At 42.7% G+C, this 12,227-nt stretch carries 11 protein-coding genes, 1 tRNA gene and 1 pseudogene; 12 read left to right on the top strand and 1 reads right to left on the bottom strand.

Annotation, left to right across the window (positions count from 1 at the left end):
• Positions 1–7 precede the first annotated feature (7 nt).
• The 6 genes and pseudogenes from CS948_RS16430 (at position 8) to CS948_RS16405 (ending at position 6,797) form a co-directional block, all read left to right on the top strand.
• Entirely contained in the window at positions 8–1,570 is a 1,563-nt protein-coding gene (locus tag CS948_RS16430) for a RagB/SusD family nutrient uptake outer membrane protein (protein ID WP_099292814.1), read from the top strand.
• 21 nt (positions 1,571–1,591) lie between these two features.
• The gene (locus tag CS948_RS16425; RefSeq protein ID WP_099292812.1) at positions 1,592–2,743 is read left to right on the top strand and encodes a hypothetical protein; all 1,152 of its coding nucleotides are present in this window, start codon (positions 1,592–1,594) and stop codon (positions 2,741–2,743) included.
• Between the two features lie 167 nt (positions 2,744–2,910).
• Positions 2,911–4,017 (top strand): TlpA disulfide reductase family protein, encoded by a 1,107-nt coding sequence (locus CS948_RS16420; RefSeq protein ID WP_099292810.1) that lies wholly within the window; start codon positions 2,911–2,913, stop codon positions 4,015–4,017.
• 339 nt (positions 4,018–4,356) lie between these two features.
• Positions 4,357–4,909: pseudogene (locus CS948_RS16415) on the top strand (helix-turn-helix domain-containing protein).
• 94 nt (positions 4,910–5,003) lie between these two features.
• Entirely contained in the window at positions 5,004–5,420 is a 417-nt protein-coding gene (locus tag CS948_RS16410) for a DUF417 family protein (protein ID WP_099292808.1), read from the top strand.
• Positions 5,421–5,426: 6 nt separating this feature from the next.
• Complete coding sequence (locus CS948_RS16405) at positions 5,427–6,797, top strand: FAD-dependent oxidoreductase (RefSeq protein ID WP_099292806.1); 1,371 nt, start codon at positions 5,427–5,429, stop codon at positions 6,795–6,797.
• 44 nt (positions 6,798–6,841) lie between these two features.
• On the opposite strand, the gene CS948_RS16400 is transcribed toward CS948_RS16405, so the two are convergent.
• Positions 6,842–6,915, bottom strand: a tRNA-Asp gene (locus CS948_RS16400).
• Positions 6,916–7,272: 357 nt separating this feature from the next.
• Here CS948_RS16400 and CS948_RS16395 point away from each other — a divergent pair.
• The 6 genes from CS948_RS16395 (at position 7,273) to CS948_RS16370 (ending at position 12,224) form a co-directional block, all read left to right on the top strand.
• Entirely contained in the window at positions 7,273–8,445 is a 1,173-nt protein-coding gene (locus CS948_RS16395; RefSeq protein WP_227214931.1) for an OmpA family protein, read from the top strand.
• Positions 8,446–8,578: 133 nt separating this feature from the next.
• A complete protein-coding gene (locus CS948_RS16390) occupies positions 8,579–9,124 on the top strand; it encodes a peptidylprolyl isomerase (protein WP_099292802.1) in 546 nt (181 codons plus the stop codon).
• Between the two features lie 165 nt (positions 9,125–9,289).
• Positions 9,290–10,357: a chorismate synthase gene (gene aroC, locus CS948_RS16385; RefSeq protein ID WP_099292800.1), complete on the top strand. Its 1,068-nt coding sequence runs from the start codon at positions 9,290–9,292 to the stop codon at positions 10,355–10,357.
• Between the two features lie 247 nt (positions 10,358–10,604).
• The gene (locus CS948_RS16380) at positions 10,605–10,895 is read left to right on the top strand and encodes a hypothetical protein (protein WP_099292798.1); all 291 of its coding nucleotides are present in this window, start codon (positions 10,605–10,607) and stop codon (positions 10,893–10,895) included.
• A gap of 66 nt (positions 10,896–10,961) precedes the next feature.
• Positions 10,962–11,675: a M48 family metallopeptidase gene (locus CS948_RS16375; protein ID WP_255302048.1), complete on the top strand. Its 714-nt coding sequence runs from the start codon at positions 10,962–10,964 to the stop codon at positions 11,673–11,675.
• A gap of 12 nt (positions 11,676–11,687) precedes the next feature.
• Positions 11,688–12,224, top strand: coding sequence for an NUDIX hydrolase (locus CS948_RS16370; protein WP_099292796.1), 537 nt, complete (start codon positions 11,688–11,690; stop codon positions 12,222–12,224).
• The last annotated feature ends 3 nt before the right edge of the window (positions 12,225–12,227 follow it).

Here is a 12,227-nt window from a genome sequence, read left to right as displayed (position 1 = left end):
ATGCTCTATGAATAGAAAAATGAAATATAGTCTGTTGGTATCGGTGGTGTTATTCTTGGGTTGCAAGGATTTTTTGGAACCGAAATCACAAAGCGAATATGTGCCCAGGGTGGTTCAGTCATTGGATGAATTGTTGTTGGGAGATGCTTACCATAGTCCTGTACAGATTACATCCAATATGTTATACAGTACATTAGGATTATTTGACGATGACGTTGCAGCCCGTCCGGATATGACTATTGTGGACGAGAGTGAGAATGATTTTAATAAAGCACTATTGGCTTTCTCGTGGTCGAAAGATATGTTCACGAAACTATCGGGTTTTGGGAATGCATATGCGAGTTCATATCGTTTGATAATGGGATGTAACGCCGTGTTGGATTATCTTGATGATGTTGCAGGCACAATAGAAGAAAAAAATGATGTGAAGGCTCAAGCTTTAGCTTTACGTTCTTTCTATTATTTCCATTTGGTTAATTTGTACGGGAAGCCTTATTCTGTTGATAAAAAAGCACCGGGAGTTCCTTTGAAATTGACATCGAGATTATCCACGGATGCGATGCCGCGCAGTACAGTGGAAAGAATATATGACCAGATCACGGGAGATTTGCGGGAAGCGGAAAGACTGATAAAAACTTTACCGGATGAAAAGCAGCTACGTAAAAACAAACGGGTTAATTTGCCTTTTATCCAATTGCTTTTGTCCCGGGTATATTTGTATATGGAAAATTGGGAAGATGCGATGCGATATGCGGAAACCGTGATTAATAACTACGATTACATGATAAAGGATTTGAACACGGTAAAAGAACCGGATCGGAATAGTAATCTTTCTTACCCGAATTATTATGATTGGAATAATTCGGAGGTCATTTTTATGCTTGGTGATCTGAATGATATTATCAGTTTGGCGATAACTTCGGTAACAGTAGTTGTTACGGAGGGAACTGAAACTTTTAAGAAATCGACAGTTGTGTGTGTGGCTTCGGATGATTTGATTAATAGTTATGATCCGAACGATTTAAGAAAGACTCGTTATCTGGTATGGGAATCTATTACTTCCAAACAGAGTGGACCGAAATACAGAATTCCCGTGAGCAAACTAAAAGTAGGGACGGATTATAATTTCAACACCGGATGGGGAAATGATTGGGGAATAGCCTTCAAAATAACGGAAGCATACCTGAATGCGGCGGAAGCGGCGGCAATGGTATATAAGACGGAAGGTGATGCAGTTTGTCAGACAAAAGCATTGCAATGGTTGGATAAATTGCGGGAGAAAAGGTATCCCACGGGTACATACATAGAGTTGACGGTAGCAAAGGTAGGGGATTTGGTGGAATTTGTGCGGGCGGAACGTCGTCGGGAACTTTGTTTCGAGCATCATCGTTGGTTTGATTTACGGCGTTACGGAATGGAAAAATTGAAACATGTTTGGTACGATCGTAACCACAATCCAATCGAGTATGTTCTTGAGAAGAATGATCCCGGTTTTACTTTAATGCTTCCGGCGTCAGCTTTCGAGAATAATCCGGCTTTGGAGCAAAATGATATTCAGGGAGAATTGTAAATAATTTAATAGAAACAGAATATGATTAAAAATCAGATATATTGGATTATGTTATTTCTGCTAGGGTGTATATCTTGTGCAGATGATGATAACGTGGGAAATATTGATTCGTTTGGTATGTTACGTTTTGAATTTCCACAAGGGAGTAACTCGTGGGATAAAGAAATAGAGCAGATTGCCAAAGACTGGGGAATGTATATTATTTATAAAGATGTCGATAGTACAGATTTGAATCGTACATGGACTGAAAGTTTCGGAACAACGAATCCCAGATATGTGTGTAATGAACCCAGTAATGAAGATATTCAAGTTTATCTTGGTTTGGTAAAAGAATGGTTATTGGGGTCTTTGGACAAAACGAATAAAGAGCATTTGAAACAATTGCCGCTTTATTTGTATCTGGTAAATGATTATAGAGATAATAATCCGGTTTCTCCTACATATAAGAAGCATGTACAATTGAATACGGCCGGTTTTGATTACTGGAGTTTAAGTTTTACTAGCGAAGAGTTGGAAGCAGAATTAACGCCTAAAATGATTCATTCGCTGGCTTGTACATTTAGTTATCCCGGAATAAAAACCGGTTTCACGAGTGGGGAATATAAAGTAGCACCGGGGTTTGAAGATATGTCGAATTATGAAGATAAAATAGGCATACGGTATGTTTCGTTAGAAGAGTTTTGGGCACAGTATCCTTATTGGAATGAAGTCACAGCAAGAGAGAATTATGACATGGGATTAAGGCCGGGAAGTATGACTCCTGAAAAAGATCCTGAAAATGCTTTTTTGCGCAGAGGGTTTGCTCCACAAGTTTCTGAAAGTTTTACTTTGGTTACAACTAATTATGGGACTCCGACATGGATGCCGTGGATTGTTAAAGAAATTCGTTTCCCCGGGAGTCCGGTAATAACACAAGAAATGAATCCAGATTATGCTTCTATTCCGGAGAGAATAAGCGAAAGGGTTTTATTGGATTTTTTGAATATGATTCGTTTGGCCATGCTTTACTCGAAAGAGAAGATTCGAGAAATGTTTCCTTTGGATGCGGAGGAGTCTTTAGAGCGGAAGGGGTATCAGATTATAAATGACAAGTATGATTTGGTTGTGGAATATATGAAAATGACTTATGATATAGATGTGACTAGGTATGCTGCGATTTTGGATAGTAAATAAAAGTGACATAGGTCGGGATCAAAAGTTTGTTTTACAGCTTATGTTTTATTGAACGGAATGAAGGATCTCCTAAAAGTCTCGCTTGGCAGGAGAGCCTTCACGATACACAGAAAGGCAAACGAGATTTTTGAGATATATTTATTGTATAATGGTTTGGAAACTGAAATATGAAAATAAAAGGAATTATTTATTGTTGTTGTTTACTCGGATTTGTGTTGATTGCTTGTAGTTTACAGGCTCAATATACAATTAACGGGAGTGTGGAGGGTATGAGTACAGGCAGAGCGTTGTTGGTCGGGGATATTTATGAGGGAAGGGATACCTTAACTAAAGTGGAAATAAAGGATGGAAAGTTTACTATGAACGGGCGTGTAGACGAAGTCTCCTGCGCATTTTTAGTTGTTGAAGGGAGGATGGGGGTACGCCTCTTTTTAGAGAATAATGAGGTTTTTGACGTGAGATTCAAGCTGAAGGAAGCACCGGAGGTTCGTGGTGGAGGACGGAATCAACAGTTGAATCGGGAATTCATGCAAATAGAAGAAAAAAAGATGCTTAAATTACATGATACGGGACGGGAATTTGCAGAAGCGTCAAAGAATCGTGATACCGTGGCAATTCGAGAAATTCGGGAAAAACAAGCAAGGATATTGGAAGAGTTGGAACAAGAGAAGAGTATTTTCTTGAAAAGGCATGGAAATACATTTTTTGTTTTACACGATTTGGCTCGTAGGGCTTTGGGGATGAGTGCAGGTGACGTACAAGAGGCATTTGATCTTTGTTGTGATGAATTGAAAACAACACTTCCCGGAAAGTATATAACGGCATTATTGCCTAAACTGGCAAAAATTGCTGTCGGGGCTACAGTTCCGGATTTCGTTTCGATTACCCCCGAAGGAAAAGAGGTATCGTTATATGGAATCCGCTCAAGAATTAAATTAATAGACTTTTGGTCTTCTAATTGCGGACGTTGTCGAGAGGAAAATCGTGCGACTAGACCTATTTATGAACGATACCATGCCCGAGGATTTGAGGTGATCAGCTATTCGTTAGATACAAAAAGAGAATTATGGTTAAAAGCAATAGCTGATGATAAACTTCCGTGGATACAGGTTTCCGATCTTGGAGGACAAAAAATGAAGATCATGATTGAGAATTATGGCATTTGGTCGTTACCGGCTAATCTGATGGTAGATGAAAATAATAGAGTCATTGCCCGAAATATCACGAGTGAAGAATTAGAAAAAGTATTACCAAAATTTCTAGGTATAGAATAATGTATATTTTCAATTATTTTGATAATAGGAATAATCGTAGTATTTTTGCAAAACGGCTGTGATAGCCTTTTTTGAGTGTTTTGAAAGCAGTTGGTTTCGTTTATCAGTGCACACATTTTATTCCATAGACATACACCTCGCCAACTGCTTTCTTTCTTTTCTTTGAAAATGTAGTTCATATCCATGTAATTCTCGTGGGAGTATTCGTGTCGGTTGTATCTAGTATCGCGTGGTAATTCTTGATTTACGCTTTTTCTCCGGTTGATTTCCCCGGAATGTGGTGGGGGGGGTACAAATAAATGATTTTATTCTGTATTTTTGTTTCAAAATAGGATCGGGATGGAATATTGTCTTAATACACGATTGAACGGAAATGTCGCTATGACTTCCAATTTTCACGAGAATGAATCTTTAAAGCGAAATAAGAGCCTGTACAAGTTGATATGGGTGCAGAAAGGGTCGTTGGTGATAGAAATAGATCATGTTGCGGTGCGAATCGACGAGAATGAACTCATATCGCTGACGCCTTTGCATCATATCGAGGTGAAGGAGGTGGACGGGGAATACTTGAGCTTACTCTTTAACAGTAATTTTTATTGCATATTCGGGCATGATAGTGAAGTGTCATGTAACGGGTTCTTGTTTAACGGTTCGTCCAATGTCTTGAAATTGAAGTTGACACCGAAGCAAGTTATCATGCTGAAGGATATTTCGGGTAATCCATGAACGTGTGGAGGCGGAGGCAAAACGGCTATTGCTATACACGAGTAAAAGTGCGAAAGAAATCGGTAATATTCTGGGATTTGAAGATTTGGCTGCTTTCAGTCGCTTTTTCAAGAAAATGACTCAAGAAAGCATATCCGAGTACCGGAATAGGGAAAAACAGGAATAATCGCCAACTAATACGGAAAAATCGCCATTTTTTGAAAGGGAAAAACGAACGAATTTTGTGTCATACGTATAACCCTTAAATTTAGATTAAAATAATGGCGAAATTATCTTCTTTGTTTGTTACGTTTTCGCGTGTTGCTGCTTCAAGTCAGAAATTAGGTATTAACCTGATACGGGTAGCTATTCTTGTGATTTTCGTGTGGATTGGCGGACTGAAATTCTGGAATTACGAGGCGGAGGGAATAGTGCCTTTCGTGGCTAATAGTCCTTTTATGAGTTTCTTTTACACGAAGAGCGCCCCGGAATATAAAGATTATAAGTTGAAAGAGGGAGAGTACAAGTTTCTCGTGACCACTCCCGAAGTATGGGTTCCCGATTGGGGAAGTGGTGAACACGGTTTCCCGTTGTTGACGGGGGCGGGACGACTGGTTATAAAAGATACGGCTATTTTGGCGGGAGCGCTTGTCGTGCTCTCTGATAGCGCGAAAAGAGTTTTGAATCAATTAAAATAGAAGGTTATGAAAGAATTTGACGCGATTATTATCGGCTTCGGCAAAGGCGGAAAGACGCTTGCCGCTGATCTGGCAAAACGAGGATGGACTGTTGCCATGATTGAACGTTCGGATAAAATGTATGGAGGTACATGTATCAATATCGGATGCATTCCCACGAAGGCATTGGTATATCAAGCGAAATTCGCTACCCGGTTAAAGGACTCGTCTTTCGAGGAAAAAGCAGAATTTTATCGACAAGCAATCTCGATAAAAGAAGATGTTACCGGTACTCTTAGAGATAAAAATTTCCATAACTTGGCGGATGATCCGAATATCACCGTGTATACCGGAACGGGATCATTTGTATCACCCGAGATTGTTGTCGTGCAGATGAAAGAGGAAAGAGTGGAATTGAAATCAAAGCATATATTTATCAATACCGGGGCGGAAACAGTTATTCCGGCGATAGAAGGAATCGAGAACAACCCGTTCGTGTATACCAGTACCTCGATAATGGAAGTTACCGGGCTTCCCCGCGAGTTGGTTATCGTCGGTGGCGGGTACGTCGGGTTGGAATTTGCATCGATCTATGCGTCTTTCGGTTCACGGGTGACTGTGCTGGAAGGCTTTCCCGAACTTATACCTCGTGAAGACAGGGATATCGCGGAAGAAGTGAAAAAAGCCTTGGAGAAGAAAGGGATTGTATTCCGCGTGGGTGCGAAGGTGCAGTCTATCGTGAACACGGGGAATAAAGCATCTGTTAAATTCATGGATATGCAAGCGAATGTGGCGTTTAGTCTGGAGGCTGATGCGGTATTATTGGCCACGGGACGCAGACCTTACACGACAGGGCTTAATTTAGAGGCAGCCGGGGTAAAGATTGATGATCGGGGCGCTATTATTGTAGATGAACATTTACGGACTACACAACCTGCCATTCGTGCCATTGGTGACGTGAAAGGCGGATTACAATTCACGTATATATCATTGGATGACTATCGAATTATCCGTGAGGATCTATTCGGTAACAAGGAGCGTGACCAAAATGACCGTTTACCCGTGAGCTATTCCGTGTTCATTGATCCACCTTTGGCTCGTATCGGGATAAATGAAGACGATGCCCGTAAACAAAACCTTGACATTATCATTAAGAAATTACCCGTGGCAGCTATCCCGAGAGTGAAAATATTAGGAGAAACCAACGGTTTATTCAAAGTCATTATTGACAAGAAAACCAATAAAATTCTTGGGTGTACTTTATTCGGTCCGGAAGCAAGCGAAGTGATTAATCTGGTCGCTTTGGCGATGAAAGCGGATTTGGATTACACGTTTTTGCGGGATTTCATTTACACTCACCCCAGTATGAGCGAGTCGATGAATCAGTTACTTTCGTGAAAAGGCATAAAAAAACTTCGGAATTAATTTCCGAAGTTTTTTTGCGGTCTGGACGGGACTCGAACCCGCGACCCCATGCGTGACAGGCATGTATTCTAACCAGCTGAACTACCAGACCTAATTTTGAACGCATGAAAACAACCTCTGTTATTTTCTTTTGCGGTTGCAAATATAATGCATGTTTTTGAATTCTGCAATGGTGAGTAGCAAAAAAATGAAGATCGTGTGACTCGTGAAGTTTTCGGAAATAGAGAGGAAATATCAAGTGTTATTATATGATTAATAAGTTGTTGGATTGTTTATTTTTGTTTTTGGCTTTAGGAGGTAAAGGGCATGAATATGTTAAAATATACTTTAACACAATTTTTGTTTGTGTTTTGTGTAACGTTTTTACAGGAGTTACCGTATTTTGAGGTATGATAAACAAGCTATATATTAGCAAATAATCGACAAAATTATAAATAATGTAGAGAGTATGAAAAAGACATTTTTTATGCTGCTGGTAGTGGTTTTGCCTTTAATCGCTTCAGCACAACAAGTGAAAGAGACTGTTATAGTAGAAGAAGAAGCCGGTTCATGGCGAGGATTCGTTACTAATCGCTTCTGGGATAATTGGTTTATTTCGGCAGGTGCCGGGGGACAGGTTTACTTTGGGGAACGTGATCACCATAGCCGTTTTGGAAGACGTATCACTCCGGCGTTTAATATAGCCGTGGGGAAATGGTTCATGCCAACTTTCGGTGTGAGATTGCAAGCCGGGGGATTTACTTTAAAGGGATTAACGGATGATCCCAATAATATTTATGCCAAAGGTGCGCCGGATAATCGCGGGTTGTACAAACAGGAATGGGATCAATTTAACATACATGTTGACGGTATGGTGAATTTAGCCAACTGGATAGGCGGTTATCGTACGGATCGTTTTTATGAAACTGTATTTTTGGCCGGTTTTGGTATGGCGCACGCTTACACGGGAGGCGGTAGTACCAAATTTATGTTCGTGAGTGGCATTAATAATAAATTCCGTATTTCGGATGCTTTCGATTTTAACTTGGATATCAACGGGCATCTGGTGCCGCAGGAGTTTGATGGTCAGGTGGATAATCATCGGGCTGAGGGATTCGTGAGTGTGACCGTCGGGTTTACTTATAAATTCAAGGATCGTTTCTTCAGAAAAGAAAGAAAGGAAATCGTTAACACGGGTGTTTCTCCCGCGATGTTGACCGCGGCTGAATCTCGTTTGGCTGATGCTATCAGTAGAATAGGACAATTGGAGGATGAATTGGCACAAGCTCGCCGGAAAGAACAGACCCCCGTGGTAAAACAAGAGGTGGAAGCCCCCGCTTTGTATGTATTCTTTGCTATCAATAAAGCAAATATCGACAAACGTCAAATGGAGAATTTGAAATCTTACGCCGAGATCATCAAGAAATCTCCGGACAAGAAATACAAAGTATTCGGTTACGCGGATAAAGCCACGGGTTCGGCTGCATTCAATCAGGCATTGAGTGAAAAACGGGCTCGTAACGTTGCCGATATTCTCGTCAAGAAATTTGGAGTGAATGCAAACCAACTTCAGGTTGTCGGCAAAGGCGGAGTCAGCGATTTCTCGGACAAAGCAATGAACCGAGTTGTAATAGTGGATTAGTAGGGTATCGGGTAAAAACGGGCAAAAATATCGGGGTGTCTTGACATCCCGATATTTTTTTACCTGTTTTTTAACTTTCCGCTTTCGGCTTTTAATTGTATCTTTGCAACTTGAATAATTAAATAACTGAGAAATGATAACAAAAAATAAGCATGTGACCGTGAGCTATGAGTTGAGAACGGCAGCGGATGCAGAACCAATCGAGATCGCGGATGCAAGTACTCCGTTGGAATTTATTTGCGGACAAGGACAGACTCTCGAATATTTCGAGATGAACCTGTTGAACTTGAATACCGGAAATTCTTTTGATTTCAAGATTCCGGCGGCTAACGGGTACGGGGAGGTAAACGAGGACATGATTGTAGAATTGCCTAAAGATATATTTGCCGAGGTAGAGGCTGACGAATTGCAACCCGGTAACACGTTACCGATGCAGGATAGTCTGGGACGTCACTTGAACGGTACGATTGCCGAGGTGGGCGATGATTTCGTGAAAATGGACTTCAACCACCCGATGGCAGGTAAAGATTTATATTTCAAGGGTAAAGTATTAGCGGTAAGAGATGCGACCGACGAGGAACTGGAAGCCTTGCATTCACACAAATGCGGCGGGTGTCACGGTTGTGGCTCTGACGACGGCGGATGCGGTTCAGGTTGCAGTGACGGTTGCTGCCACTGATGCAATTGAAAATGGAAAATTGAAAATGGAAAATTAAGATTCACGTGATCTTGATTTTCCATTTTTTTTCATACATTTGATTCCCTTATTAACCCTTGGAGATTGTATTATTGACAGTGATTCGTTCATTTTCAATTTTCAATTTTCAATTTTCAATTGCATTCAATGAACACGATCGGGAAGTTATACACGCTGACATCATTCGGGGAATCGCACGGGGAGGCGATGGGAGGTATCGTTGACGGTTGTCCGGCAGGGTATATCCTGTCGCCGGAGGAAGTGCAGCGAGAACTGGACAGGCGCAGACCCGGACAATCGGATTTGACAACGGCACGGGCGGAGCAGGACCGTGTAGAGTTTCTCTCCGGCATATTCGAGGGCAAGAGCACGGGGATGCCGATAGGGTTTATCGTGCGCAATCAAGACCAAAGAAGCCGGGATTACGAGGCGCTGAAAGAGGTGTATCGCCCTTCTCACGCGGACTATACCGTGGAGGCAAAATACGGGATTCGGGATTACCGGGGAGGAGGACGTTCTTCTGCCCGTGAACACGTGGCTCGTGTCGTGGCTGGTGCCATAGCGAAACAGGTACTGCGGACTCGCGGTATTTCGATTCAGGCTTACACCTCTCGAATCGGTAGCGTGGAAGTGAATAAACCGTACACGGAATTGGAACTGAACCGGATAGACGAGAGCGTGGTACGTTGCCCCGACGAGCGGATTGCCCGGGAGATGGAAACTTTAATACGGGAAGTGAAGGCGGACGGGGATAGCGTCGGGGGCGTGGTGAGTTGCGTGATCCGGGGACTTCCGGCGGGAGTCGGTGAACCCGTGTTTGATCGTTTTCAAGCTCGTCTGGGGTATTACATGATGGGAATAAATGCCGCTAAAGGATTCGAGTACGGGGAAGGTTTTCATGCCGCCGCGATGCGGGGAAGCGAGCATAATGACGTGTTCGTGACCGAGAACGGGCAGATTAAACCGCTGACCAATCATGCCGGGGGAATATTAGGCGGTATCACCAGCGGGGCGGACGTCTATTTCCGGGTAGCTTTCAAACCAGTAGCGACGATCGGGAAGGAACAGCAAACCGTGAACCGTTCGGGCGAGGAAATCCGGTTTTCCGCTCACGGGCGGCATGATCCTTGCGTTGTGCCTCGTGCGGTTCCGGTGGTCGAATCCATGGCGGCTATGGTGGTACTGGATATGTTGCTGGAGGCGGGGCGGTTTTAGTCAGTTCATAAGGTTCATAAAGTTTATAAAGTTCATAAGGTTTATAGACCCTGCGGGCGCTTGGTCTACGGCAGCAAAGCTGCCGATAAATATTGTCCGAAGGACACCCGTTACTTTATAAACTTTATGAACTTTATAAACCGTGGCAAAAGCATTTTGACGCTTTTGCCACGTAATTTTTAGTCGTCCGTTTGTTTGATTTGGATATAATCTTTATTACTTTTGTAGAAATTAAATATCATTTGTTATGGCAAGTATAAGAAGATTGAAGAAAGATGTTGATTACTTGACTTTCGCGGTAATCGCTGATTGTATGAACTACAATTCTACCACGGAGAAGAATGACCCTGAGGTTGTCAATATCGTGAAGGACATGGTTGAATATAGAAATGAAGTGAGAAGCAAGATTTCCGGTCGTAAGTCTTTTAACGACAAGAAAGAAGCGAAAGCATACTATAAAGGGATTTCTATCGATTTGTTGAAAACGATAGATGGTGAATTTACTCGTTTGAGCGAGCTTATCAAGAAGAATGCTTAACTAATCGGGAAGACCTTATAGACTTTAAGGACTGAAAAGAGGCTTTTAAACGGCCTCTTTTTTTAAATGATGCAGGACGAGATTATTTTACCGGGAATAGCGAAAGTGAAAGTGAGGCGGGGTATGAATATCCGTTTCCTCTCGGTGCGTATGGCACCAGGCAGAGGCGTGTGGGTGAATGTTCCTTACGGGGTGAGCGGGCGGAAAGTGGAAGAATTTGTCTTTTCGCAACAGGAATGGATCAAGACCAATCTCGCGAAGATCAAAACTTACGAGAAAGACACGGGGGTGGGACTGGGAATGGATTCCGAGGTGAAGACTAAATTCCACGTTTTGAAGGTACTCGCTTGTGACGAGCCGCGTCCCCGCTACAAGATAGAAGGCACGGAAATTCGGTTGTATATTCCCCGCGATACCGATTACGCGAAAATAGCCCCTTACGTGGAGAGTTTCCTCGTGGAGGTATACCGCATGGAAAGCAAACGATATTTGCCGGGCAGGGTGAAGGAATTGGCGGAGCGCTTCGGTTTCCGGTACAGGGATTTATCTTTCCGGAACAATATATCGAACTGGGGAAGCTGTTCTGCCGAGGATAACATCAGTCTGAACGTGAAACTCATGAAGTTACCCGACGAGATTATCGATTATGTCATTCTGCACGAGCTTTGCCACACGGTGGAGAAGAATCATTCCGCCGACTTTTGGGCGTTAATGAAGAAAGTTTGTCCCGATTGCATGAAACTTCGCGGGCGGTTGAGGGAGTATAATACACGGGTATAAATGAATTTGATTATGGAAGAAAAATATTGTTATCAATATCCTCGTCCGGCGGTGACCACCGATTGCGTTATTTTCGGTTTTGACGGGCAAAAGTTGCAGGTGTTGCTTATCGAACGGGGAGGCGAACCGTTCAAGGGAAGGTGGGCTTTCCCGGGAGGCTTCCTGAACATGGACGAAACGGTTGAAGAGTGTGCTGCCCGCGAACTGAAAGAGGAAACTGGGATGAAAGATGTTTTCGCGGATCAGTTCCATGCTTTTTCGGCGATAGACAGGGATCCCCGGGGAAGAACGATCACGGTCGCTTTTTACGCTTTGGTGGATCCCCGCGGTATGAAAGTTTCGGGACAGGATGACGCGGCGGATGCCCGCTGGTATGATATCCTCGAGATGCCTTCTTTGGCTTTTGATCACGAGGATATGTTCCGGAAAGCGCTGCAACAATTGAAAGTGAAAGTTTATTTGCAATTAAGTGGTTTTGAACAACCGGACAAGCGTTTCGCCGCGTTCGATTTGAAACGGGTACAAACGTTGATTCCTGATAAAATATAATCC

It is taken from the genome of Butyricimonas sp. Marseille-P3923 (assembly GCF_900184685.1).
GTDB lineage: Bacteria > Bacteroidota > Bacteroidia > Bacteroidales > Marinifilaceae > Butyricimonas > Butyricimonas muris.
The sequence above is the reverse complement of the archived record's forward strand: the minus strand, read 5'-3'. Positions and strand labels throughout refer to the sequence as shown.